This window comes from Nocardiopsis changdeensis, from assembly GCF_018316655.1.
GTDB lineage: Bacteria > Actinomycetota > Actinomycetes > Streptosporangiales > Streptosporangiaceae > Nocardiopsis > Nocardiopsis changdeensis.
In genome coordinates this window covers 2967863-2992295 of sequence record NZ_CP074133.1, presented here as the reverse complement: position 1 = coordinate 2992295, position 24433 = coordinate 2967863, and the positions used below count along the sequence as shown (strand labels likewise).

Here is a 24433-nt window from a genome sequence, read left to right as displayed (position 1 = left end):
TCGGCGCACCGCCCTGGTCGGCCCGCGGCGCCGGTGCCAGAGTCTGAGCCGTCGACGCCCCCCGGCGGCGCCCGCCCCGGCGCCCCCGGCGGGGGCGCGGGGCCGACGGGCCCGCCCGCACCACTCCCCTGACAAGGCGAGGTTGACCGTGACGAACACCCAGAGCTTGACGCCGTTGGCGGTGCTCGCCGACGACTCCCGGTGGCGCCGCCCCGAGGAGATGTTCGCGATCCTGGGGAGCTACCGCCGGGAACGGCCGGTGGCCCTGGCGGAGAGCCCCGACTTCCGCTCGTTCTGGCTGGTGACCCGGCACGAGGACATCACGTCGATCGAGCGCCGCCCGGAGCTGTTCACGAACCGGCCCGGACCGCTGTTGGAGTACACCGAGCCCCCGGAGGAGACCGCGGAGGAGGACCTCAAGCCCCTCCCCCACCGCGACGGCGAGGACCACCGGGCGCACCGGGCCATCGCGCAGAACTGGTTCAGGTACAAGGCCATCAGCGAGATCGAGAAGCACGTGGCCGAGCTCGCCCGGCAGTCGGTGGACGAGCTGCTGGAGCAGGGCCCCGAGTGCGACTTCGTCGAGACCGTCGCCGCCCGCTTCCCGCTGCGCACGGTCATGGCCCTGCTGGGGCTGCCCGACGAGAGCTTCGAGCGGATGTACCGGTCGACCCAGACCATGGCCTGGGAGAAGGACCCGGAGGGCGCCCAGGCCAACTGGCAGGCGACCCTGGCCATGTTCGCCCGGATCACCGAGTCCCGCCGGGCCGAGCCCACCTCCGACCTGGCGTCGGCCATCGCCAACGGGCGGGTGAACGGCGAGCTGCTGGTGGAGCCGGACCTGACGACCTACTACATGCTCATCGCCGACGCCGGGTACGAGACCACGGCGTTCTCCCTGGCGGGGGGCCTGTACGAGCTCATGCGCCACCCCGACCAGCTGGCCCTGCTGCGGGCCGAGCCGGAGCTGATCCCCAACGCGGTGGAGGAGATCCTGCGCTGGACCTCCCCGGTGCGGCACTTCCTGCGCACTGCCCAGGAGGACACCGAGGTCCGCGGGGTGGAGATCCGCAAGGGCGAGCGGGTGATGCTGTCCTACCCCGCGGCCAACCGCGACGAGGAGGTCTTCGCCGACTCCGAGCGGTTCGACGTCACCCGGACCGACGCCGACCGGCACCTCGCCTTCGGCGGGTACGGCCCCCACCACTGCATCGGCGCCCCGCTGAGCCGCATGGAGATCCGGCTGTTCCTGACCGAACTGCTGGACCGTACCAAGGCGATCGAGCCCGCGGGCGAGGCCGTCTTCAAGGGGTCGGCGTTCCTGGGCGGGGTCTGCTCCCTGCCCGTGCGGATCACGCCCGCGTCCTGCGCCTGACCACGCCGCGCCCCACCCATCCCAGAACGGAAAGGACCCTCACCATGACGGTGGCGAAGGAATCGGACATCGACTCGATCGTCACGGACGAGCTCGTGGCGCTCTACCGGGAGCGCGGTTTCGTGAACGTGCCGGCGCTCCTGACCCCCGAGGAGGTCGCCGAGCAGTTCGCCGACGCCGAGCGCCAGTTCGCCGAGCGCGAGACCGAACTGTGGGAGGAGGAGGACGGGCTGGCCATGGACTGGGTGGCCGACGCCGGCCTGCGCAGCGAGGTGACCCGCCGCCTCGCGCTGCACCCCAAGGTCACCGCCGCCGCCGAGAAGCTGGCCGGGACCCCGCTGCGGCTCTTCAAGAGCGAGCTGTTCCGCAAGCCCGCCGGCGGGCTGTCGGCGCCCACCCCGATCCACTACGACTCGCCCTCCCACCCCTTCGAGGGCCGACCGGTCACCCTGACCGCTTGGACCGCCCTGGTCGACGTCCCCGAGGAGCGCGGCTGCATGTCATTCATCCCCGGCTCGCACAAGGAGGTCACCCCCAAGGAGGGCGACGACGGCATGTCCCCGCTGGACCGGTGGCCGCACTTCGCCTGGGAGGAGCGTGTGACCGTCCCGCTGCGCGCGGGCGACGTCCACTTCCACCACGGCCGGGTCATCCACTCCGCCGGGGCCAACAACACCGACACGACCCGGATCTCGCTGGGCACGGTGTACATGGACGCCGACGCCGTGTACCGCCCCAACCCCGTCTACAGCTACCTGTTCCCGGGCGACGACCTGGGCGGCCTGGAGCCCGGCCAGCCGGTCCGCGGCGAGCGGTTCCCGCTCGCCCGCTCCGGCGCCTGACCGGACCGCCCCCCGTGCGGCCGCCGGGACCTCCTCCGGACCGGCGGCCGCCCCACCCGCCAGGCGGGCCCGTACCCGCCTGGGCGGCGGGGTGAATGCGCCGCCCCCGCCGCCCGTCCCGCCCGCGCACGCCGCGGGCGGGGTGTCCGGGCCGCTCCGCCCCCGGAGCGGCCCGGACCCGGTCACCCCCACGCCCGACCGAAGACGGAAGTGAGTTCACCATGCCCCGCAGGATCGCGATCGTCGGTGGCGGAATGGCCGGAACCGCGGCCGCGAAGAAACTGGCCGGCGACGGCGCCGAGACGGTCCTCTTCGAGGGGGCGGACGGCCTCGGCGGCCGGGCCCGCTCCTGGCACCGGCCCGAACTGGAGCCGGATGTCGGCATCAACCTCATGTTCGTGAGCTTCTACGAGCGGATGGGCGCGCTCATCCGGGAGTACGGCCTGGAGAACGACCTGGTCGAACTCTCCACCGACGTCCACATCACCAAGAACGGCCGGGCCGTGGGACTGTCCTCGGACTCGCCGGTCAACCTGCTGCGCTACCCGCACGCGTCGCTGCGGGACCGGTTCGCCTTCCTCATCGCCTCCCTGCGGGAGGTGTCCAAGAAGTCCGAGCTCGACCTTTTCGACCCGCTCAAGACGGCCCACCTCGACAACGGCGAGACCGCCGCCGGGTACGGGGCGCGGGTCATCTCCCCCGAGGGCTTCGACTACCTGCTGCGCCCCCAGATCGAGGGTTTCTGGAACTTCGCCAGCGAGGAGGTCTCGGCCGTGCACGCCCGCGCCCTGGTGGCGTGGCTGGGCGGGGCGGGCTTCCACGTGCTGCGCGACGGGATGGAGGTCATCGCCGAGCGCAACGCGGCCGGGAGCGAGGTGCGCCTGCGGCACGAGGTGACCGAGACGGCCGAGACCGGATCGGGCGTGCTGGTCCGCTTCACCGACGCCACGGGCGCCCCGGGCGAGGAGGAGTTCGACGCGGTCGTGGTGGCGACGCCCGCGCCCGTCGCCGACCGGATCACGGCGAAGCTGTCGGCCGAGGCCGTCCCGGACGCCACCCGCGCGTTCCTGACCACCCAGCGGTACGAGCCGGCGCTCTCGGTGTCCTACCTCGTCCCCCGCGGCACGCTCCCCGAACAGGCCCACATCGTGGCCGGCGGGCGCCAGGACCCGCCGCTGCGGAACATGATCACCTACACGCGGACCCGGATCGACCCGGACGGGGGGCGCAGGGAAACGCTCCTGCTGTTCACCTACCCGGGCCGCGCGGTCACCCGCAGGCTGATCGGCCGCCCCGCCGAGGAGCAGTTCGCCGAGGTCACCCCGCTGCTGCCCACGCTGTGGCCCGACATGCCCGAGAACGTCGAGCCCTTCCACATCGCCGAACGCCCCTACGGCTTCCCGATCCCGGCCCCGGGGCGCTACCGCGCCTCCGCCTCGGTCATCCGGTCGCAGCGGCCCCCGGTGGTCTTCTGCGGCGACTACTTCAACTCGCCCACCACCGAGGCGGCCCTGCTGTCCGGGGAGCGGGCCGCCGAGACCCTGCTGGACGGCCTCGGGCGCAGCCGCGGACCCAGGTGACACACTCCGTGCGAACCCGCCCGCGCCGGGCCGCGGGCGGCCACACTCCATGGACATGGACGCCGCATACATAGACCGTCTGGGCCCGGCCGACGAGATCCGCCACGGGCGCCTGCCGGACCCGCTCCCCGGACCGGCGGACGTGCTGGTCGAGGTGACCGCCACCGCCGTCAACCACGTCGACACCTTCGTGCGCTCGGGTGCCTGGCGCACCCCTCTGTCGTTCCCGTTCGTCATCGGCCGGGACCTGGTCGGCACCGTCGCCGCCACCGGCGAGCGGGTGTCCGGCTTCGCCCCCGGGGACCGGGTCTGGTCGCTGAGCATGGGATACGCCGGGCGCCCGGGGGCGGCGGCCGAACGGGTCGCCGTCCCCGCCGACCACCTCCACCACCTGCCCTCTGGGGCCGACCCCGTCGACGCGGTGGCGCTGGCCCACCCCGCCGCGACGGCGCACGCCGCCCTGTTCCGCTGCGGCCGGCTGCGCGCCGGCGAGACGGTCGCCGTGGTCGGCGCCGGCGGGAACGTCGGCGGGGCGGCGGTGGCCCTGGCCGTGGACGCCGGGGCCCGGGTCGTGGCCGTGGCCTCGGCCCACGACGCGGACTACTGCGCGAAGCTGGGCGCCGACGCGGTCGTGGACCGCGCCGCCCCCGACGTCCACCGCCGCCTGGCCCGCCTGTGCCCCGACGGGGTCGACGTGTACGTCGACGCCGCGGGCCGCAACGAGGTCGACCACGCCCTGGGCGTCCTGGCCCGGCGGGGGAGGATCGTCCTCCTGGCCGGCATGCGCACCCGGGCCGTCATCCCGGTGGGCGACCTCTACCTGCTGGACCGCACCGTCACGGGGTTCGCCATCTCCCAGGCGTCGACCGGGGAGCTCGCCCGCGCGGTCGCGGACCTGGGACCCCTGATCGCCGACGGGCGCCTGCGCCCGCGGGAGGTGGAGGTCCTGCCGCTGGAGGCGGCCGCCGAGGCGCACCGCGCCGTCGAGACAGGCCGCGCCCGGGGGCGGCGGTTCGTGCTGCGGGTCGGGGCGGGCGCCGGGAGGACTTGACCAACCCTGGCCCGATGCTTGGCCACCGGATCCGTGCCGCTGCGATCCTCTCCCCATGAACACACCCGTCTCCGTCATCGACCGCAGCCCCCTCTTCGACCTCCGGGCCCGGATCACCGTCGCGGCCTCCCCCGACGAGATCTACGCGGTGGTCTCCGACCTGCCCCGCAGCGCCGAGTGGAGCCCCGAGTGCCGCGGCGGGGAGTGGATCCACGGAGAGCCCGCGCAGGTGGGCTCGGTCTTCCGGGGGGAGAACCACCGGCCCCGGGACGTCGTGGGCTGGGCGCCCCTGATCCGCGGCACCTGGCACACCGAGTGCCGTGTGGTGGCCGCCGAGCCGGGGCGGACCTTCCGCTGGATGATGCTGTCCCACGCCGGCGAGGACCAGGAGAGCATCTGGGGCTTCGACACCGGCGCCGACGGCCCCGAGTCCTACCTCGAACACCACTTCCGCATGGGCCGGGCGACCGCAGGCATCCACAAGATCACCGCCGATCTGAGCGAGCCCGACCGCGAGCGCTTCATCACCGACTGGACCGCCAAGCTCGAGGACGACCTGGCGATGACACTGGCCCGGATCAAGGCCGTGATCGAGAAGGCCTGACCCCCCGAACCCGAAGGACACCGAAGCCATGTTCCTCCAACGCATCGCCAACCAGGGCATCCGGTTGGGCAGCCTGTTCGACCGGGCCGCGGCCCGGCACCCGGCGAGTCCGCTGATCCTCGACCACGACCTCGACATCGCGCCCGAGCGCGGGCGCCGCCTGACCCTGACCGAGGCGGCCGACCTGGTGGACGACTTCGCCTCCCGGCTGTGGGCGCTGAAGGTCCGCCCGGGAGAGCACGTGGTCGTGCACAAGTCCGACGGCTTCGACATCTCCCTGATGGCCTGCGCGGTCAACCGCGTGGGCGCCGTCCCCGTCATGCTGTCGGCGAAGCTGGACGGGGACACCGTCGCCGCGCTCCTGCGCCGGGTCGACCGGCCCTACCTGCTCACCGACCAGGCCAAGCTGGAGAAGGAGCTCCCCGCCGAGGTGTTCGACCTCAGCGAGCGGGTCATCCTGGCCTCCGGGGAGTACGAGGGCGCCGTGTCCCTGGCCTCCCTGGCCGGGACCCCCCGGGTGCGCCCGGTCATCATGCCGCCCGACCACCCCACGATGGTCACCCACACGTCGGGGACCACCGGCCTGCCCAAGCTGGCCGTGCACACCGGGTTCACCTTCCAGTCGCGCTACCGGCCCCAGGCCGCCGTCGTCGCCGCCGCCGTGGGCCGCAGCGAGCCCATCGCGGTCCACGTGTCCTTCGTCCACTCGCGCATGTACACGGCGATGCCCATCTCGATCCTCCAGGGGCACCCGCTGGTCATCCTGCGCGACGACGCCCCCGAGCACGTCGCCGAGCTCTTCTCCCGGGTGCGGCCGGGGTTCATCGAGGCGCACCCCAACACCTTCCTGCGCTGGGAGGTGCTGGCGGACGACCCCCGCGAGCCGCTGGCCAACGTCAAGTACTTCAGCAGCACCTTCGACGCCATCCACCCCCGGACCGTGCACACCATGCTGCGCGCCTCCCGGCGCGGCGTTCCGCTGTTCGCCCAGGCCTACGGGCAGAGCGAGGTCGGTCCGATCGCGGCGCGCACCTACTCGCGCGACCGCTCGCCGGACGCCGACGGCCGCTGCGTGGGCTTCCCGTTCCCCGGCATGACCGACGTCCGGGTGGTCCCCCGCGACGGGAGGACCCCCTCCAAGTCCTCCCCGGGGTACATCGAGGTCCGCAGCGACGGCCGCATCATCACCTACATGGGCGAGCACGCGCGCTGGCGCAAGCAGGTCAACGGCGGCTGGTGGCGGATGGGCGACGTCGGCTACCGGAGCAAGTGGGGGTGCCTGCACCTGCTCGACCGCGAGGTCGACGAGATCGACGGCATCGACAGCACCCTGGAGATCGAGGACAAGCTGTTCACCCGGCTGCCCGACCTCGTCGAGGTGGTCATCGTCCCCTCCGCCCAGGGCTCCCCCGTCCCCGTGGTGTGCACCCGCGACGACCGGCCGCTGGACCCCGCCGCCTGGGAGGCGGCGACCGCTGACCTGCCCCCGCTGGAGGCGCCCGTGCACCGGCGGCTGGAGGAGCTGCCCCAGACCGCCACCACCAAGATCAAGCGGCTGGAGCTGGCGGCCCGTCTGGTCGCCGCCGACCGCGCCGAATGACCCGGGCCCCGCGCCCCACCCGGGGCGGGGCGCTCCGCGCGTCCCGCCCCCTCTCGTCCGTCGCACAAGGGAGTGACAGAACGTGTCCGGGATCCACGCCCACCACGGCGGTGGCCGAACCGAGATCGCCGTCGTCGGGGCGGGGCCCCGCGGCCTCGCCCTGCTGGAACGGATCTGCGCCAACGAGCGGGCGCGCCCCTCGTGCTCGCACCTGACCGTGCACGTCATCGACCCGCACGAACCGGGGCCGGGCGCGGTGTGGCGGGAGGGGCAGTCGCGCAGGCTGCTGATGAACACCGTCGCCTCGCAGATCACCGCCTTCACCGATCACAGCGTGGTGATCGAGGGGCCGATCGAGCCCGGCCCCAACCTGTACGAGTGGGCCCGGGACACGGCCCTGTTCGGCGGGGACGGCGACCACGACGAGCACATCCTGGAGGAGGCCCGCTCCCTGGGGCCGGACTCCTATCCCACGCGCGTCTTCTACGGCCGGTACCTGCGGGCCTGCTTCGCGCGGGTCGTCGACGCCGCGCCCGGCCACGTCGAGGTCCGGACGCACCGCTCCCGCGCCGTGGCCATCGCCGACACCTACGGCGTGCCCGGAGGCCCCCAGGGGCTGCGGCTCCAGGACCGGACGCGGCTCAACCACCTGGACGCCATCGTCCTCGCCCAGGGGCACCTGCCCGTCCGGTCGACCGCGCAGGAGGCGCGCACCGCGAGCCTGGCCCGGATCCACCACCTCACCTACATCACCCCGGTCAACCCGGCCGACGCCGACCTGGACGGCATCGAGCCCGGCGCCGCCGTGCTGCTGCGCGGGCTCGGCCTGAACTTCTTCGACTACACGGCCCTGTTCACCGAGGAGCGCGGCGGGCGGTACGCCGAGCGCGACGGAGGGCTCGTGTACCTCCCCTCCGGCCGCGAACCCCGCCTGTACGCGTTCTCCCGCCGCGGGGTGCCCTACCACGCGCGGGGGCGCAACCAGAAGGGCGTGGCCGGACGGCACCGGCCCCGGCTGCTCACCCCGGAGGCCATCGGCCGGCTCCGGGCGGAGTCCGGCGACACCCTGAACTTCGCCCGGGACCTGTGGCCGCTCGTCTCCCGGGAGGTGGAGGCGGTCTACTACGCGGCCCTGCTGCGCTCCCAGGGGCGGCCGCGGGAGGCGCTGGAGTTCGCCGACCGCTACGTCGCCGCGTCGCCCTCCGGGGCGGCGCTGCTGCCGGACGAGTACGGGATCCGCACCGCGGACCGGTGGGACTGGGAGCGCGTCGCCCGCCCCTGCGCGGGGAAGCGCTTCTCCGACCGGGCGGCGTTCCGCTCCTGGCTGCTCGACCACCTGCGCCGCGACGTCCGCGAGGCCGAGCGGGGCAACGTGGACGGCCCGCTCAAGAGCGCCCTGGACGTGCTGCGCGACCTGCGCAACGAGATCCGGGAACTGGTGGACCACGGCGGGCTGGACGGCCACTCGCACCGGGACGACCTCGACGGCGAGTACACGCCGCTCAACGCGTACCTGTCCATCGGACCGCCCGCCTCCCGGATCCGGGAACTGATCGCGCTCGTCGAGGCCGGTGTGGTGGAGGTGCTGGGACCGGGCACCCAGGTGCGCCTGGAGACGGGGCCCGCGGTCTTCACCGCCTCCTCACCGCTGGTCCCCGGTCCGCCGGTGCGGTCCCGGGTCCTCATCGAGGCGCGGCTGCCCGTGCCCGACCTGCTGCGCACCGACGATCCCCTGCTGCGGCACCTGCTCGACAGCGACCAGGCGACGCCCTACCGGATCGCCGCCAGCGGGGGCGAGCCGTACGAGACCGGCGGGCTGACGGTCACCGAGCGGCCGTACCGGGTCGTCGACGGGCGGGGGCAGGCCCACCCCCGGCGCTTCGCGTACGGGGTGCCCACCGAGTCCGTCCACTGGGTCACCGCCGCCGGGGTGCGGCCGGAGTCCGACTCGGTCACGCTGAAGGACGCCGACGCCATCGCCCGGGCCGTGCTCGCCCTGCCGCCGGTCGCCCACGTGCCCGCGGTCCCGCACACCGCCACCGGCATCGAGTCGACGGGGGTCATCGTATGAACGCCCCGGCCGCGGACACCGGCCTGCTCTCCCCCGGCCGGGCGGGCACCCCCGTGGAACGCCTGGTCGACGACGCGGCCTGGCTCCAGGCGATGGCGGACGCGGAGGCCGCGCTGGCGCGCGCCCAGGCCGGCCTGGGGGTGCTGCCCCGCGCGGCGGCCGACCTCATCACCGAGGTCGTGCGCGAGGGGGCGCCCGACCCCCGCGTCATCGCGGTGGCCTCGCGCGAGCACGCCAACCCGGTCGTCTCCCTGGTGTCGGAGCTGACCCGGCGCGTCGCCGCGCGCGACCCCGCGGCCGCCGAACACGTGCACCGCGGGTCCACCAGCCAGGACATCTTCGACACCGGCGCCATGCTGGTCTGCCGGCGCGCCCTGGAGGCCGTCCGGGCCGACCTCGCGGCCGCCGCGGAGGCGTTCGCGGTGACGGCCCGGGCCCATCGGGACACCCCGGCGGCGGCGCGCACGCTGGCGCTGCACGCGGTGCCCACGACGTTCGGGCTGCGGGTCGCGGGGTGGCGGTCGCTGGTGCTGGACGCCGTGGAGCGGATCGACCGGGTGCTCGACGGCGGGCTGCCGGTCTCGCTCGGCGGGTCGGCGGGGACGCTGGGCGGGTACCTGGCCTACGCCGCGCCCGGGCATCAGGAGGACCCGGGCGCGTTCTACGACGCCCTGGTGCGGGGGTTCGCCCGCGAGACGGGGCTGGCCCCGCAGCGGCTCCCCTGGCACGCGCTGCGCACCCCCGTGGCGGACGTGGCGTCCGCGCTCGGGTTCACCGCCGCGGCCCTGGGCAAGGTCGCGGTGGACGTGCTCACGCTGTCGCGCACCGAGGTGGGCGAGGTCGCCGAGCCCTCGCCCGCCGGACGCGGGGCGTCCTCGGCCATGCCGCACAAGCGCAACCCCGTGCTGGCCACGATGGTGCGCACGGCCGCGCTCCAGGTGCCCGTCCTGACGGCGGGCGTCCTCCAGTGCCTGTCCGCCGAGGACGAGCGCTCCCCCGGGGCGTGGCACGCGGAGTGGCAGCCGCTGCGCGAATGCCTGCGGCTCACCGGCGGCGCGGCGCACACCATGGTCGAGCTGGCCCGGGGGCTGGAGGCCGACCCCGTCCGCATGCGCGCGAACCTCGCCCTGACGGGGGGCGCCGCCACCAGCGAACGGGTGGCCGCCGCCCTGACCCCCCGCCTGGGACGGCCCCGGGCCCGCGCGGTCCTCGACGCCTGCTCGGCCGAGGCGGCCGCGTCCGGGCGGCCGCTGGCCGACGTCCTGGCGGAACACCCCGCTCTCGAGGGCGCCGCCGCTCCGGACGCCCTCGCCGCCCTCTGCGACCCGGTGCGGTACACCGGCGCGGCCGCCCGCCTGGTCGACCGCGCCCTGGACCGCCGGCCGCGGGAGGCGGGCTGACCCCGCGGCCGCGGGCCGTCTGTGAGCGGGGGCCCGCGGCCGCGGTCAGGCGGCGCGGCTCTCCTCCAGGGAGTCCAGCCAGGCGCGGATCCGCTCGTTGTGCTCGCCCAGCAGCGGCGGCGGCAGGTGCCCCTCCGCGGCGGGCGGCGCGCCCCCGTCCCCGCGGTGGGGGGCGAAGCGCAGCGCGGAGCCGGGCAGCTCCACCCGTCCCAGGACGGGGTGCTCCACGTCCAGGACCAGTCCCTGGGAGCGGGTCTGCTCCCACTCGTAGACCTGGTCGATGGTGCGCACCGCCCCGCAGGGGACGCCGATGTCCCCGATGCGGCGCAGCCACTCGTCCCGGGGCGCGGTGCCCAGCACCGCCTCGACCTCGGCGATCAGGTCGTCCCGGTGGACGACGCGGGCGGCGTTGTCGCGGAACCGGGGGTCCTGGGCGTCCAGGCCCAGCAGGCCCGCGAACTTGGACCATTGCGACTCGCCGCCGATGGCGACCTGGAGGACCCCGTCGGCGCAGGCGAAGGCGCCGTAGGGCGCGATGGAGGGGTGGTGGTTGCCCATCGCGCGGGGCACCTCGCCCGCCACCGTCCAGCGGGTGCCCTGGAAGGCGTGAACGCCGACGATCGAGGACAGCAGCGAGGTGCGCACCACCGCGCCGGTACCGGTGCGCTCGCGCTGCACGAGCGCGGCCAGCACCCCCTGGGCGCCGTTCATCCCGGCGAGGAGGTCGCCGATGGGCACCCCGACCTTGGTGGGCTCGTCCGGGGAGGGGCCGGTCAGGCTCATCAGGCCCGCCTCGCCCTGGGCGATCTGGTCGTACCCCGCGCGGCCGCCCTCGGGGCCGTCGTGGCCGAACCCGCTGATGGAGCACACCACCAGGCGGGGGTTGAGCTCGCCCAGGCGTTCGGCGGAGAAGCCCAGCCGGTCCAGGACGCCGGGGCGGAAGTTCTCCACGAGCACGTCGGCGGCGCGGACCAGGCGGGTGAGCTGCTCGACCCCGTCGGGGGACTTCAGGTCCAGCTCGATGGACTCCTTGTTGCGGTTGCAGGACAGGAAGTAGGTGCTGATCCGCTCGTCCTCGGGGCCGACGAAGGGCGGGCCCCAGCCCCGGGTCTCGTCGCCGGTGCCGGGCTGCTCGACCTTGATGACGCGGGCGCCCAGGTCGCCCAGCAGCATGGCGGCGTGCGGCCCGGCCAGGGCGCGGGACAGGTCGACGACGACGGTGCCCTGCAGCGGTCCTCGTTCGCGGTCCATGTGGCTCCTTCGGTGGTGGTGTGCGGGAGGCGGGGAGGCGGGCCCGTCAGGAGGGCAGGCCCAGGCGGCGGTAGCGGGCGGCCCGGGCGGCGCGCCGGGCGGCGCCCGGGGCGCGGGTGAGGGCGGCGAGCTCGTGGCGCAGGGCCAGGCCCGCGCGGCGGCAGAACTCCTCGGGCTCGTCGGCGGCGTCGTCGTGCTCGGGGACGATCCGGTCGACGATGCCGTGGGCGCGCAGGTCGGTGGAGCCGATGCCCTGGTCGCGGGCCAGGTCGGCGGCCTTCTCCGTGGTGCGGTGCACGATGGCGCTGGCACCCTCGGGGGGCAGGGGGGACAGCCAGGCGTTCTGGGCGCACAGCACCCGGTCGGCGGGGATGAGGGCGAGCGCGCCGCCGCCGGTGCCCTGGCCCAGGAGGAGGGCGAGGGTGGGCGCGGCCAGGGTGGCCATCTCGGTGAGGCAGCGGGCGATCTGCCCGGCCATGCCCTGCTCCTCGGCCTCCTTGGACAGGGCGGCGCCGGGGGTGTCGATGACCGTGACCAGGGGCAGGCCCAGTTCGTCGGCCAGGCGCATGCCGCGGCGGGCGGCGCGCAGGGCGGCCGGGCCCATGGGGTGCTCGGGGGTCTGGCGGTCGCGGTCCTGGCCCAGCAGGACACAGGAGGAGCCGCCGAACCGGGCCAGTGCCAGCAGCAGGCCGGGGTCGGACTCGCCCTCGCCGCTGCCGCGCAGGCGGACGACGTCGGTGGCGGCGTGGCGGAGCAGGGCTCGCACCCCGGGCCGGCCGGGCCGGCGGGAGCGTGTGACGGCGGTCCAGGCGGGGGTGGCCGCGGCCGGCTCGGCGGGCGGCGGCGGGGCGTCGCCGGTGTCGCGGGCGAGCAGGACGGTGAGGGCGCGGTCGGCGATGGCGGGCAGCTCCTCGGGCGGCAGGACCGCGTCGATGAGGCCGTGGTCGAGGAGGTTCTCCGCCCGCTGGACGCCCTCGGGGAAGTCGGCCCCGTACAGGGCGCTGTACACGCGCGGGCCCAGGAAGCCGACGAGGGCGCCGGGTTCGGCGACGGTGACGTGGCCCAGGGACCCCCAGGAGGCGAGGACCCCGCCGGTGGTGGGGTCGCGCAGGTAGACGAGGTAGGGCAGCCCGGCGGCCTTGTGGGCGGCGATGGCGGCGGCGATCTTGACCATCGCCAGGAAGGCGACGGTGCCCTCCTGCATGCGGGTGCCGCCGGAGGCCGGGGAGACGAGCAGCGGCAGCCGGGCGGCGGTGGCGCGTTCGACGGCGGTGACCAGGCGTTCGGCGGCGGCCACGCCGACGGACCCGGCGAGGAAGGCGAACTCGCCCGCGGCGACGGCGACGCGCCGGCCGCGCAGCAGGCCCTCGCCGGTCAGGATCGCCTCGTCGCAGCCGGAGGCGGCGCGTGCGCGGGCGAGGTCGGCGGCGTAGGAGGGGTCGGGGCGCACGTCGACGGGCGTGGTGTCCCAGGAGCGGAAGCTCCCGGGGTCCAGGATCCGGTCGAGGAGGTCTCGGGCGCCGTACCGGGTGGCCATCGGCATCTCCTTATCGGTTCGGCGACCCAGTGGCCCGGCGGCCTGCCGTGTCGGTTCAGCGGCCACTCCATTGGCTCAGTGGCTAGGCCACTGGGTCTCTTCGTCAGCATGGCACACGCCCCCGGCTTTGTGAAGGCCGACATCCCCTTCCCGCGCGGGGAACCCCCCGCGGGCCCGGTCGACCGCACCGACGCTCCCGGACTACTCTGGAGGTCCGCCCAGCCCGAGCCGGAAGGAGCCCGCCCGCGTGCCCACCAAGCCCACCCCCCGGCCACCGGCACGGCCTCGTCTCTACGAGCAGCTGGTGGAACGGCTGGTGGAGTACATGCGCGAGGCCGGCCTGACCCCCGGCGACCGCCTGCCCGCCGAGCGGGAACTGGCCGCCTCCCTGGGCGTGAGCCGCGCCTCGCTCAGCCAGGCCCTGGTGGCGCTGGAGGTGCAGGGGATCATCGACGTGCGCCACGGCGACGGCGCGATCATCCGCCGCACCACCTCCGAGGAGGGCGTGCTGGCCCTGCTGCGCGACCGCGCCAACCGGCGGGCGGAGATCATCGAGGCCCGCCAGGCCCTGGAGGTCAAGCTCGCCGAGCTGGCCGCCGAGCGCCGCACCGAGCACGACCTCGCCGCCGTCGACGCCGCCCTGGACCTCATGCGCGCCGAGCTGCGCGCGGGCGGGCGCGGGGTGGAGGGCGACGAGCGGTTCCACGCCGCGATCACCGAGGCGGCGCGCTCGCGGCTGCTCACCCGGATGATGAACGAGCTCGCCCCGATGATCCGCGAGACCCGCCTGGAGTCGCTGTCCCAGCCGGGGCGGCCGCAGGACTCGCTGGCCGGGCACGAGAAGATCGCCTCGGCGATCCGGCTGGGCGACCCGGACATGGCCGCCGAGGCCATGCGCCGCCACCTGCGGCTGGTGTCGCAGGTGGGCGACGTGCCCGAGCGCGCCGCGAACTGAGCCCCGGACGCGGGCGGCCCGGCGCGGGGTCCCCGCGCCGGGCCGTCACCGCTCGGCCGGAGCCGCGGGCGTCACAGCAGGCCGGGCACGACCAGGACGCCCCAGGCCACGAGCGGTCCCAGGACCACCACTATGGCGCTGTAGACCAGGATCCGCCGGTAGAACCTCTCCGGCTCCACCCCGGTGGCGTTGGCCAGGACCAGGGCGCCGTTGGTGGAGAACGGGCTGACGTCCACGATCGTGGAGGCCACGGCCAGCGCGACGATGACGCCGGTCGCGCTCACCTCCCCCATGAGCAGGAACGGGACCGCCAGCGGGATGGTGGCGCCCAGGATGGCGGTGGAGGAGGCGAAGGCCGAGACGATGCCGCCGATGTAGCACAGCACCAGGGCGACCAGCAGGGCCGCGCCCAGCCCGGCCGCGGCCAGGCCGACGTACTCGATGGTCCCGGCGCTCTCCATGACGCCGACGAAGGTCAGCATGCCGGTGATGAGCAGCACCGTGGGCCAGCTGATCTGGGAGATCGCGTTCTTCTGCGCCTGGGGCGAGATGAGCGCCAGGACGACCGTGACGGTCATGGCGACGAACCCGACGTTGAGGCCGAAGCCCAGGGCCAGCACACCCAGGGCGAGGATGCCCAGCAGGGTGGCGACCTGGTCGAACCGGACCGCCGGCGCGGCCCCGGACTCCCCTGCTCCGGTGCCGGACTCCCCGGCTCCGGTGCCGGAGCCGCCGGTGGCCACGGCGGTGCCGCCGCCCCCGCCCGCTCCCCCGCCGCCCGCGGCGACGGCCTCCCTCTCGGACCGCTCCACCCTGACCCCGACGAGCCGGTGGCCGCCCAGGGCGATGAACAGCACGAACGCGATGGCGAGGTTGAAGACCAGGCTGCCCAGGAACAGGGTCACGGGGTGTACGTCGAGCCCGTTGTCCGCCACGATGGTGTTGACCGTGACCCCGTAGACGCTGGCCGGGGAGAAGCCCCCGCCCTGTGCCCCGTGGATCACCATCATGCCCATCATCAGGGGGTCGATCCGGTACTTGGCGGCGAAGCCCAGGGCGATGGGCGCGACGATGGCCACGGCCGCGGGGCTGAGCGCGCCCACGGCGGTGAGCAGGGCGGTGATGCCGAACATCACCCAGGGGATGGCCACCACCCGGCCGCCGACCAGGCGGGTGGCCGCCCGGACCATGAGGTCGACGGTCCCGTTGTTCTTGGCGATGGCGAACAGGTAGGTGACACCGACCAGGGTGAGGAACAGGTCGGCCGGGAAGCCGCCGAGGATCTCCCCCGCCTCCATGGACAGGGCGAGGGTGCCGACGAGGAAGGCGGCGACGAAGGCGAGTGCGCCGATGTTGATGGGGAAGACGGTCGCGACGACGAACATCGCCGCGAGCACGAGAATGGTGAGCAGCTGGGGTGTCATGACCGGCCATTCGAGCTTCGGTGGAGGGGTGTGACTCAGCTCATAGGAGCGACTGGCCTAGCCAATATGCCAATGGGCCAATTGTCAAGCCCTCGGAAACACCCCCGTCACTCCCCCGACCCGCGGCGCCGCGGCCCCCGCCCCGGATTGTGCACATGCCCACCCGGGGGCGGATGATCCGCTGCGGATCGTCATTGAGGCCCCGCGCACCCACCCGGCACCCTGGAGGGAATCCGTCACACCCCTCCCTTCCAGGAAGAACACCGCCGGCATGCTCGACCTCCTGCTCACCAACGCGCGCGTGCGCACCCTCGACGACGACCGGCCCGCGGCCACCGCCGTGGGCATCGCCGCCGGTCGCGTCCTCGGGTTCGACGGGGACGTCGCCGACCTGCCCGCCCGGGCCGTGGTCGACTGCGGCGGCGCCGCGGTCGTCCCCGGCTTCGGGGACGCGCACAACCACATGGCGTGGTTCGGCCAGTCCCTGGGCGAGCTGGGCCTGGAGGACGTCACCACCCTGGACGGGCTCTACGACGCGGTGACCCGCCGGGCCGCCGACCTGCCCGCCGACGCCTGGATCATCGGATCCGGCTACGACGACACCGCCATGGGCGCGCACCCCGACCGGCACGGCCTGGACCGGGCCGGGGGCGGCCGCCCGGTGTGGCTCAAGCACCGCTCCGGGCACATGTGCACCGTGAGCAGCGCGGTGCTGCGCCGGGTCGGCGCCGACTCCGCCGCGGTGGGCGACCCCGAGGGCGGGGTGATCGTCCGCGACGGCGACGGGACGCCCACCGGCCTGCTCCAGGAGCGCGCCCAGGAGCTGGTCACCGCCCTGGTCATGCCCTACCCCGTCGCCGACCTGGCCGACGCGATCGGCCGGGCCTCGCGCGTGTACGCCTCCGAGGGCCTCACCCACGTCGTCGAGGCCGGGATCGGGCGCGGGCTGATCGGCCGCACCCCGGTGGAGGCCGCCGCCTACCAGCTGGCCCGTGAACGCGGCGACCTGCGCACCCGCGTGGAGCTGATGGTGGCCGCCGACAACCTGCACCCGCTGGACGGGCACGCCGACGACGGCATCGACGTCGGCATCGACCTGGGGCTGCGCACCGGCTTCGGCGACGACCGGCTGCGCCTGGGCCCCATGAAGATCTGGCTGGACGGCTCGCTCATCGGCCGTACCGCGGCCGTGACCGAGCCCCTGTGCGGACACGGGCACGGCGTGTTCCAGAACCCGCCCGAGGAGATGCGCGACCTGGTGGTGGCCGCCCACCGCGCCGGGTGGCGGGTGGCCGCGCACGCCATCGGCGACGAGGCCGTGGACCTGGCGCTGGACGCCTTCGAGCGGGCGCACAGGGAGCTGCCGCGCCCGGACGTGCGCCACCGGATCGAGCACGCCGGGGTGGTCCGCCCCGACCAGCTGGCCCGGTTCGCCGAACTGGGCGTGGTCCCGGTCCCCCAGCCCCGGTTCCTGTACACCGTGGGCGACGCCATGGCGGCGTCCCTGGGCCCGGAGCGGGTGGGCTGGCTGTACCGGCACCGGTCGTTCCTGGAGCACGGGATCCGGGTGCCGGGCAGCTCCGACCGCCCGGTCGCGCCCGGCGCGCCGCTGGCGGGCATGGCCTCGATGGTGGAACGGCTCAGCAGCGGGGGCGCCGTCCTCGCCCCCGACGAGCGGGTCACCGCCGAGCAGGCCCTGCGCGCCTACACCGTCGACGCGGCCTGGGCGAGCCACGATGAGCACGACAGGGGCACGCTGTCCCCCGGCGGGCTCGCCGACCTGGTCATCCTGGACCGCGATCCGGTCGACACGGCGGACCGGGGCATCGACACCGTCGAGGTGCTGGCGACCGTCGTGGGCGGCGAGGCCGTCCACGGCGCGGACGCCTTCGCCGGACTGGCCGCGACGGCATCCGGCGGCGGCGCCTGACCCGCCCCTCCCATCCCCTGATAGACCCCGCGCCGGTGCGGCGCGGACACCGAAGAGGAGAGAATTCCCCATGAACGACCTCGACCGCACGGGCCCCGAGGCCCCGCCGGGCGGGAAGGCCCCGGTGGTGAGCGGCAAGGAGGCCGGTCGCATCGCCTTCGCCGCGTTCGTCGGCACCGCACTGGAGTGGTACGACTACTTCCTCTTCGGCACCGCGGCCGCCCTGGTGTTCAACCGGCTGTACTTCACGACGCTGAACCCGACGGCGGCCACCCTGGCCGCGTTCGCGACCTTCGGCGTGGGCTTCGTGGCCCGCCCGCTGGGCGCCGTCCTGTTCGGGTGGATGGGCGACCGGATCGGACGGCGTCCCGCGCTGCTGATCACGGTGGTCGCCATCGGTGTGGCGACCGGCCTCATCGGCGTGCTGCCCGACTTCGCGGCCATCGGCGTGGCGGCCCCGCTGCTGCTGGCGCTGCTGCGCCTGGTGCAGGGCATCGCTGTGGGCGGCGAGTGGGGCGGCGCGGTGACCATCGCCGTCGAGCACGCCCCGCCCGAGAAGCGCGGGCGTTACGCGGCGCTGCCGCAGATCGGCTCCCCGGTCGGAACCCTGCTGTCCTCGGGCGCGTTCGCGCTGGTGCTGACGCTGCCGCCGGAGCAGTTCGACTCCTGGGGCTGGCGCCTGCCGTTCCTGGCGGCGTTCCCGCTGCTGCTGGTGGCCGTGTACATCCGCCGCAAGGTCGAGGAGTCGCCGGTCTTCGAGGAGATGGAGCGCCAGGAGGCGCGGTCCAAGGTCCCGGCCGTGGACGTGTTCCGCAAGGCCTGGGGGCGGCTGCTGGTCGCGATCGCCTCGGCGCTGCTGGGCGTGGGCGGCTTCTACGTCATGACCACGTTCGCGATCAGCTACGGCACCGGCACCCTGGGGCTGGAGCGGGGGCTGATGGTCAACGCCACCCTGGTGGCGGCGGTGGCCCAGATCGGGGTCATCCTGGTGTTCGGCCGCCTGGCCGAGCGGATCGGCCCGGGCCGGGTGACGCTGTGGGGCGGTGTGGCCACGGCGGCCATCGCCTTCCCGGTGTTCTGGATGATCGACACGCGCTCCCCGGTGCTCGTGGTGCTGGCGGTGGCCGCGGGCGTGGCGATCCTGTCGATCGCCTACGCGGTGTCGGGCGCGCTGCTCACCGAGCTGTTCCCGGCGCACCTGCGCTACAGCGGCGTGGCGCTGGCGTACAACCTGGCCGGTGCGCTGAGCGGCTTCCTGCCGTTCGCCGCCACCGCCCTGCTGGACGTCTCGAACGGCGGCTCGTGGGTGGCCTCGCTGCTGCTGGTGGGGATCGCGCTGATCACCGCGGTCGGCGGCCTGGTCGGCGAGCGCCTGCGGGTCCGCGACGAGGTCGTGGTCCGCTAGGCCGGTACGGACGGGCCGGGGGCCGGCGGGGATGTCCCCGCCGGCCCCCGGCCATCTGCGCGCCCTCCCGCGTCCGCTCCTGCCGGGCGCGGGAGGGCGCCCGCCATCCGGCCGGCCCGCGTGTCGCCGTAGCCCCGTTCGGGCGAGGTTGCGCCCGCGCTCGGCGTGGAACTTCCCGCGCCCCGGTGGCTTCCGGCTCGCTCGGATCTCGAAGCCGTCCGTCGCACCCCTTCAGAGGCGGGGTGTCGCAGCGCCCACCGGAACCCGGGATTCCCGGGCGGGGCCTTCACATGCGCGGGGGCGGGGTCAGGCGCGGACGGCGGCCGGGTCGTGGACCCCGGTGCTCGGCAGCGCCCCGGAGCCCAGGCCGCGGACCACGTCGGTGAGCAGGTCCAGCCCGGCCAGCATGTCGTCGTCCTGGGTGTACTCGCCCTCGTTGTGCGAGACGCCCTCGACGGAGGGCACGAAGAGCATGACGGTGGGGACGCGCTCCTTCATGTTGATCGAGTCGTGCCCGGCGACGGTGAGGATGCCGCGGTGGCTCAGCCCCAGGCGCTCGGCGGCGCCCCGGGCCAGCTCCACGCCCTCGGGCTGGTAGCGGTCGATACCCCACGCGTGGGAGAGGTCGAGGTCGATCTCCACCCGGGCGGTGCCCTCGATGCGGGCGACCTCCTGCGCGAGCAGCCGGTCCGCCTCGGCCAGCACCGCCTCGTCGTGGGAGCGCAGGTCCAGCAGCAGCTCGGCGCGGGAGGCCACCGTGACCGGGGAGTTGGGGTAGACGTCCATGCTGCCCACCGCGGTGTGCAGCACGCCGGGGAAGCGGTCGGCCAGCTCGCGGGCGGCGACCACCAGCAGGGAGGCGCCCAGCAGGGCGTCGCGGCGGTCCTCCATGACCGTGGCGCCCGAGTGCGCCTGGTCGCCGCGGACCGTCACCCGGTACTTGCGGGCCGCCCAGCAGGCCTCGACCAGGCCGATCGTGGTGCCGGTGTTCTCCAGGACCCGGCCCTGCTCCACGTGGATCTCGGCGCAGAAGACCGCCTCGGGGCCGTCGGTGTCGCCGAGGAACCCGGTGGGGGCCAGTGCCTGCGCGACCGTGGTCCCGGCCCGGTCGCGGGAGGCCAGCGCGGTCTCCAGCGGCAGGCGGCCGGTGTACACGGCGCTGCCCATCATGGAGGGGGTGAACCGCGAGCCCTCCTCGTTGAACCAGTTGACGACGGCGAGGTTGTAGGGCGGCTCCGCGCCCTCGGCCGCGTCGCGCTCGGCGGCGCGCAGCACCGCGTGGGCCGCGGCCAGCACGCCGTAGGCGCCGTCGTAGCGGCCGGCCGTGGGCTGGGAGTCCATGTGGGAGCCGACGACCACGTAGGGGGCGCCGGGCACCCGCTCCAGCAGGCCGAACTGGTTGCCGATGCGGTCGTACACCACCCGCAGGCCGGCCTCCTCCAGCAGCCCGGCCAGCCAGCGGCGCTGGGCGTTGTCGGGCTCGGTGGCGGCCTGCCGGTCGACCCCTCCGGAGGGGGTGGCGCCGAAGGCGCTCATGGCGCGGAAGTCCTCCAGGAAGCGGGTGTCGGCGGCGGTGCGTCCGGGGGCGGTCATGTGGTTCCTCTCGGGTCCGGTGGTGACGCTCCCATACTCGGCGTGCGGGTCGGCCGCGCTCAATCGGCATTCACCCAAGATTTCCGGGCTCGGCTGTGCACATGACCACGGTGGGACCGCACCGGCCCGCGTCGGGGCAGGTGGGGGGCACCGGGCGATCCGTGGCACCATCGTTCCCGGTGTATTCGCCCAAGGACGCCGTGAGGAGGCAGACCATGGTGGACCCGGACGGACCGCAGCCGTGGCCGAGGATGCTGGAGCTGCTGGCCCGGGACCGCGACGGGCTGGTCGCCGACTTCCTGGGGCGGCTGTCGGCGCTGGGGCGCTACAGCGACGGGCTGATCCCCGACGACGACCTGCGCCAGACCGCGACCGACACCTTCGACATGCTCACCCGGCGCCTGGCCGGGCTGCCGCTGCCCGGGCACCTGAGCGACCTGCCGGCCCGGCTGGGGGTGCGGCGGGCCCGGCAGGGGGTGGCGCGCGAGGACCTGCTGGAGGCGGTGCGGCTGGACTTCCGGGTGCTGTGGGCGGGACTGGTGCGCGCGGGCGGCGCGGACTCGGCGCAGATCCTGGTGCTGCACGTGGAGGAGATCCTCGGCACCGTCGAGCAGTACATCAGCGATGTGCAGGCCGCGTTCCTGGAGGAGCGGGCGGCGCTGGAGCGGGACTCGCGGGCCGAGGCGGCCCAGGCGCTGTCCCGGCTGCTGGGGTCGGGCGACCGGGCCGCGGAGGTGGCGGCGCAGGTCGCCCCGGTGCTGGGGGTGGCCGTGGACGGGGTGTTCGAGGTGCTGTTCGCGGCGCCGGGGCCGGGGGCCGGGCCGGGGAGACGCTCGGAACTGGGCGGGCCGGCCCGCGACGGCTGCCTGGTGTGGGAGTTCGACGACGGGGTGGCGCTGGTGCGGGAGGGCCGGGCCCGGTGGCCGCTGCCGCTGGAGGGGATGACGGGGGGCGCGGTCCCCGGGGTGCGGGGGCTGGCCGAGGTGCCCGCGGCGATCGCGGCGGCCCGGCGGCTGGCCGGGTACGCCCGCCCCGGCGGGGGGTTCGTCCGGGCGGAGGGGGTGTGGCCCGCGCTGGCCCGGGACCGGCTGCTGGAGGTGCTGCCCGGGTTCGGCCGGGAGGCGGTGGAGCGGGTGGCGGCGCTGGAACCCGACGCCCGGGCGCGGCTGCTGGAGACCCTGGAGCACTACACGGCGACGGGGTCGGTCAAGGCGACCGCGGAGTCGCTGTACTGCCACCGGAACACGGTGGTGAACCGGCTCCAGGCGTTCCGCGAGGTGACGGGGCTGGACCTGACCGTCCCGGTGGAGGCGGCCCGGGCGCTGGTGCTGTTCTCCGACCGGCGCCCGGGCGACGGGTGGGGGTGAGGGGGCGGGCGGCGCTCAGCAGGCGCAGGCCGGGGACTCGGCCCCGGTCTCGCGGCGGCGTTCGAGCAGGACGGTGTCGCGCCAGCGGCCGTGGTGGCGGGCGATGCGCTCGCGCACCCCGACGGTGCGGAACCCGGCCTGGTGGTGCAGGGCCAGCGAGGCGCGGTTCTCGGGGAAGACCGAGGTCTGCAGCGTCCACAGCCCCCCGGTGTCGGCCTCGGTGACCTGCCGGTACAGCAGCGCCTTGCCCACGCCCCGGCCGCGCGCGGCTCCGGCGACGTACACCGAGGTCTCGGCGACCCCCGTGTAGGCCTCGCGGGCCGAGACCGGGGCGGCGGCGGCCCAGCCGACCACGGCGCCGTCGAGTTCGGCGACCCAGCGGTGGCCGGGGAGCCACTTGTCCTTCAGGGCGTCGACCGGGGGCGCCTCGGTCTCGAAGGTGGCGTCGCCGGTGGCGATGCCCTCGGCGTAGATCTCGCGGACGCGCTCCAGGTCGGCGTCGGCCATCGGGCGGGTGGCGACGTCCCCGGGCAGGTCGGTGGGGCAGCAGGGGCGGGCGGCCAGCAGGCCCATGACGGCGTCGGCGGCGTGCGGCAGGCCGACGCAGCAGGCGGGGTTGACGGCGACCCGGGTGGAGGTGCCCACCCGGGTGAGGGTCACGAACCCGACGTCGGCGAGCTTGCGCAGGTGGTGGGAGACGGTGGGCTGGCGCAGGTCCACCATCTCGGCCAACTCCCCCACGCCGACCGACCCCGGGGTCGTGGCGATGGCATGGAGCAGCCGGACGCGCATGGGTTCGGCCAGGCAGGCGAACCAGGCGGCGTAGGTCTCGGCGTCGAGGGCGGACAGGGAGTCCGGGGTCGTCACGGTCATGCGCTCATTATCGACCACGATCTATGGTTGCGTCCATCGACGTACATCTATAAAGTCTCGCTCCATAGACACCGATCGATGAAAGGGTGTGTCATGGACGAGGGTCTTCCCGTCGTGGTGATCGGAGCGGGGCCGGTGGGGCTGGCCGCGGCCGCCGAGCTGGTGGGGCGCGACCTGCCGGTCGTGGTGCTGGAGCGCGGCGACCGGGCCGGGGCCGCCGTGTCCGAGTGGGGGCACGTGCGCCTGTTCTCGATGTGGCGCGACCTGGTGGCCCCCGCGGCGGAGAAGCTGCTCACCGCCGCCGGCTGGACCCGCCCCGCCGACGGCGGCTACCCGACCGGCGCCGAGTGGGTCGACTCCTACCTGGCCCCGCTGGCCGCCGCCCTGGGCGGGCGGGTGCGCTTCGGCGCCGAGGTGACCGGGGTGAGCCGTCTGGGCCGCGACCGGGTCGTGGACTCCGGGCGCGCCGAACAGCCGTTCACCGTCCGCGTGCGCACGTCCGGCGGCGAGGAGCGGCTGCTCGCCCGCGCAGTCATGGACGCCTCCGGCACCTGGGGCTCCCCCAACCCGGCGGGCGGCGACGGCCTGCCCGCCCTGGGCGAGGCCGACGCGGCCGGGCGCGTCTCCTACCGCGTCCCCGACACCGCCGACCCGGCCGGGCGGGCCCGTCACGCGGGGCGGACCACGGCGGTGGTCGGCAGGGGGCACTCGGCGCTGACGGCGCTGGTGGCCCTGGCCGCCCTCGCCGAGGAGGTCCCGGGCACCCGCGCGGTGTGGGTGCTGCGGCGCGGAGCCGTGGGCGACGCCTTCGGCGGCGGGGCCGCCGACCGGCTCGCCGGGCGCGGCGCCCTGGGCCTGCGCGCCAGGGCCGCAGTGGAGGCCGGGCACATCGAGGTGGTCACCGGGTTCCGCACCGCCGAGGTGCGCCCGGACGGGGACCGCCTCGTCCTGGTGGACGACGGCGGCCGGGCCCTGGAGCCGGTCGACGAGGTGGTGGCCCTGACCGGGTTCCGCCCCGACCTGTCCTTCCTGTCCGAGGTCCGCCTCGGCCTGGACGCCGCCCTCCAGGCGCCGGTGGAGCTGGCCCCGCTCATCGACCCCAACGTGCACTCCTGCGGGACGGTGTACCCGCACGGGGCCGCCGAGCTGTCCCACCCGGAGGAGGGGTTCTTCCTGGCGGGGATGAAGTCCTACGGGCGCGCCCCCACCTTCCTGGCCCTGACCGGGTTCGAGCAGGTCCGCAGCATCGCCGCCCACCTGGCCGGGGACCGCGAGGCCGCCGCCCGCGTGGAGCTGACCCTGCCCGAGACCGGTGTCTGCGGCGGCGCGGGCCTGTTCGACGACCCCGGCGCCACCAAGGCCGGCGCGGACGGCTGCTGCGGTCCCGCCCCCGAGGCGGAGCGGCCGTCCCCGGCGGCGGCCGGCGCCGGCCTGCTGACCGTCTCGCCGCTGCCGCTGCTCACGGCCGCTCCGACCGCCTCCGCGGGCGGCGGGTGCTGCGGGGGCGGGGACTCCCCGCGCCCGGCCCGGGCCGCCGACCCGGACCGGCTGCCGTGACGCCGGCCCCTGACCGGG

The 24433-nt window shown here is 75.2% G+C and carries 18 protein-coding genes; 13 read left to right on the top strand and 5 right to left on the bottom strand.

Features of this window, described 5'->3' with window-relative positions:
- The first annotated feature begins 148 nt into the window (after positions 1–148).
- The 8 genes from KGD84_RS13400 (at position 149) to KGD84_RS13365 (ending at position 10523) form a co-directional block, all read left to right on the top strand.
- The gene (locus tag KGD84_RS13400; RefSeq protein WP_220560656.1) at positions 149–1375 is read left to right on the top strand and encodes a cytochrome P450; all 1227 of its coding nucleotides are present in this window, start codon (positions 149–151) and stop codon (positions 1373–1375) included.
- A gap of 44 nt (positions 1376–1419) precedes the next feature.
- The gene (locus tag KGD84_RS13395) at positions 1420–2217 is read left to right on the top strand and encodes a phytanoyl-CoA dioxygenase family protein (RefSeq protein ID WP_220560655.1); all 798 of its coding nucleotides are present in this window, start codon (positions 1420–1422) and stop codon (positions 2215–2217) included.
- Positions 2218–2438: 221 nt separating this feature from the next.
- Positions 2439–3797 (top strand): FAD-dependent oxidoreductase, encoded by a 1359-nt coding sequence (locus tag KGD84_RS13390; RefSeq protein ID WP_220560654.1) that lies wholly within the window; start codon positions 2439–2441, stop codon positions 3795–3797.
- A 55-nt stretch (positions 3798–3852) separates the two neighbouring features.
- Positions 3853–4848: a zinc-binding dehydrogenase gene (locus KGD84_RS13385; protein ID WP_220560653.1), complete on the top strand. Its 996-nt coding sequence runs from the start codon at positions 3853–3855 to the stop codon at positions 4846–4848.
- 55 nt (positions 4849–4903) lie between these two features.
- Entirely contained in the window at positions 4904–5452 is a 549-nt protein-coding gene (locus KGD84_RS13380; protein ID WP_220560651.1) for an SRPBCC family protein, read from the top strand.
- A gap of 28 nt (positions 5453–5480) precedes the next feature.
- Complete coding sequence (locus KGD84_RS13375; RefSeq protein WP_220560649.1) at positions 5481–7052, top strand: class I adenylate-forming enzyme family protein; 1572 nt, start codon at positions 5481–5483, stop codon at positions 7050–7052.
- Positions 7053–7134: 82 nt separating this feature from the next.
- Complete coding sequence (locus KGD84_RS13370) at positions 7135–9123, top strand: FAD/NAD(P)-binding protein (protein WP_220560648.1); 1989 nt, start codon at positions 7135–7137, stop codon at positions 9121–9123.
- Positions 9120–10523: a nitrosuccinate lyase gene (locus KGD84_RS13365; RefSeq protein ID WP_220560647.1), complete on the top strand. Its 1404-nt coding sequence runs from the start codon at positions 9120–9122 to the stop codon at positions 10521–10523. The genes KGD84_RS13370 and KGD84_RS13365 overlap by 4 nt, the downstream gene beginning before the upstream one ends.
- Before the next feature lie 45 nt (positions 10524–10568).
- Here the strand turns inward: KGD84_RS13365 and KGD84_RS13360 are convergent, their stop codons facing one another.
- Positions 10569–11774 (bottom strand): CaiB/BaiF CoA transferase family protein, encoded by a 1206-nt coding sequence (locus tag KGD84_RS13360; RefSeq protein ID WP_220560646.1) that lies wholly within the window; start codon positions 11772–11774, stop codon positions 10569–10571.
- A gap of 46 nt (positions 11775–11820) precedes the next feature.
- Complete coding sequence (locus KGD84_RS13355) at positions 11821–13311, bottom strand: carboxyl transferase domain-containing protein (RefSeq protein WP_220560645.1); 1491 nt, start codon at positions 13309–13311, stop codon at positions 11821–11823.
- A gap of 247 nt (positions 13312–13558) precedes the next feature.
- On the opposite strand from KGD84_RS13355, the gene KGD84_RS13350 reads away from it, so the two are divergent.
- The gene (locus tag KGD84_RS13350) at positions 13559–14266 is read left to right on the top strand and encodes a FadR/GntR family transcriptional regulator (RefSeq protein ID WP_260697219.1); all 708 of its coding nucleotides are present in this window, start codon (positions 13559–13561) and stop codon (positions 14264–14266) included.
- A gap of 71 nt (positions 14267–14337) precedes the next feature.
- On the opposite strand, the gene KGD84_RS13345 is transcribed toward KGD84_RS13350, so the two are convergent.
- Positions 14338–15690 (bottom strand): SLC13 family permease, encoded by a 1353-nt coding sequence (locus KGD84_RS13345; protein ID WP_220560644.1) that lies wholly within the window; start codon positions 15688–15690, stop codon positions 14338–14340.
- 271 nt (positions 15691–15961) lie between these two features.
- Between KGD84_RS13345 and KGD84_RS13340 the strand changes: the two genes are divergently transcribed.
- Positions 15962–17620 carry an amidohydrolase gene (locus tag KGD84_RS13340; RefSeq protein ID WP_220560643.1) on the top strand — a complete coding sequence of 553 codons (1659 nt, stop codon included), beginning with the start codon at positions 15962–15964 and terminating at the stop codon, positions 17618–17620.
- A gap of 70 nt (positions 17621–17690) precedes the next feature.
- On the top strand, positions 17691–19025 hold the full coding sequence (locus KGD84_RS13335) for an MFS transporter (protein WP_220560642.1): 1335 nt from the start codon (positions 17691–17693) through the stop codon (positions 19023–19025).
- 306 nt (positions 19026–19331) lie between these two features.
- Here the strand turns inward: KGD84_RS13335 and KGD84_RS13330 are convergent, their stop codons facing one another.
- Positions 19332–20618, bottom strand: coding sequence for a M20 family metallo-hydrolase (locus KGD84_RS13330; protein ID WP_220560641.1), 1287 nt, complete (start codon positions 20616–20618; stop codon positions 19332–19334).
- 215 nt (positions 20619–20833) lie between these two features.
- Here KGD84_RS13330 and KGD84_RS33565 point away from each other — a divergent pair, with 215 nt between their 5' ends.
- On the top strand, positions 20834–21985 hold the full coding sequence (locus KGD84_RS33565) for a helix-turn-helix domain-containing protein (protein WP_220560640.1): 1152 nt from the start codon (positions 20834–20836) through the stop codon (positions 21983–21985).
- Between the two features lie 15 nt (positions 21986–22000).
- Here KGD84_RS33565 and KGD84_RS13320 read toward each other — a convergent pair whose 3' ends face one another.
- Positions 22001–22858, bottom strand: coding sequence for a helix-turn-helix domain-containing GNAT family N-acetyltransferase (locus tag KGD84_RS13320; RefSeq protein WP_220560639.1), 858 nt, complete (start codon positions 22856–22858; stop codon positions 22001–22003).
- A gap of 93 nt (positions 22859–22951) precedes the next feature.
- On the opposite strand from KGD84_RS13320, the gene KGD84_RS13315 reads away from it, so the two are divergent.
- Positions 22952–24415 (top strand): NAD(P)-binding domain-containing protein, encoded by a 1464-nt coding sequence (locus KGD84_RS13315; protein ID WP_220560638.1) that lies wholly within the window; start codon positions 22952–22954, stop codon positions 24413–24415.
- The last annotated feature ends 18 nt before the right edge of the window (positions 24416–24433 follow it).

What these genes read in the sequence shown, in the direction of transcription:
- KGD84_RS13395 (WP_220560655.1), top strand. Translation starts at nt 1,420, where the DNA reads ATGACGGTGGCGAAGGAATCGGACATCGACTCGATCGTCACGGACGAG.
- KGD84_RS13390 (WP_220560654.1), top strand. Translation starts at nt 2,439, where the DNA reads ATGCCCCGCAGGATCGCGATCGTCGGTGGCGGAATGGCCGGAACCGCG.
- KGD84_RS13385 (WP_220560653.1), top strand. Translation starts at nt 3,853, where the DNA reads ATGGACGCCGCATACATAGACCGTCTGGGCCCGGCCGACGAGATCCGC.
- KGD84_RS13380 (WP_220560651.1), top strand. Translation starts at nt 4,904, where the DNA reads ATGAACACACCCGTCTCCGTCATCGACCGCAGCCCCCTCTTCGACCTC.
- KGD84_RS13375 (WP_220560649.1), top strand. Translation starts at nt 5,481, where the DNA reads ATGTTCCTCCAACGCATCGCCAACCAGGGCATCCGGTTGGGCAGCCTG.
- KGD84_RS13365 (WP_220560647.1), top strand. Translation starts at nt 9,120, where the DNA reads ATGAACGCCCCGGCCGCGGACACCGGCCTGCTCTCCCCCGGCCGGGCG.
- KGD84_RS13360 (WP_220560646.1), bottom strand. Translation starts at nt 11,774, where the DNA reads ATGGACCGCGAACGAGGACCGCTGCAGGGCACCGTCGTCGTCGACCTG.
- KGD84_RS13355 (WP_220560645.1), bottom strand. Translation starts at nt 13,311, where the DNA reads ATGGCCACCCGGTACGGCGCCCGAGACCTCCTCGACCGGATCCTGGAC.
- KGD84_RS13345 (WP_220560644.1), bottom strand. Translation starts at nt 15,690, where the DNA reads ATGACACCCCAGCTGCTCACCATTCTCGTGCTCGCGGCGATGTTCGTC.
- KGD84_RS13340 (WP_220560643.1), top strand. Translation starts at nt 15,962, where the DNA reads ATGCTCGACCTCCTGCTCACCAACGCGCGCGTGCGCACCCTCGACGAC.
- KGD84_RS13335 (WP_220560642.1), top strand. Translation starts at nt 17,691, where the DNA reads ATGAACGACCTCGACCGCACGGGCCCCGAGGCCCCGCCGGGCGGGAAG.
- KGD84_RS13330 (WP_220560641.1), bottom strand. Translation starts at nt 20,618, where the DNA reads ATGACCGCCCCCGGACGCACCGCCGCCGACACCCGCTTCCTGGAGGAC.
- KGD84_RS33565 (WP_220560640.1), top strand. Translation starts at nt 20,834, where the DNA reads ATGGTGGACCCGGACGGACCGCAGCCGTGGCCGAGGATGCTGGAGCTG.
- KGD84_RS13320 (WP_220560639.1), bottom strand. Translation starts at nt 22,858, where the DNA reads ATGACCGTGACGACCCCGGACTCCCTGTCCGCCCTCGACGCCGAGACC.
- KGD84_RS13315 (WP_220560638.1), top strand. Translation starts at nt 22,952, where the DNA reads ATGGACGAGGGTCTTCCCGTCGTGGTGATCGGAGCGGGGCCGGTGGGG.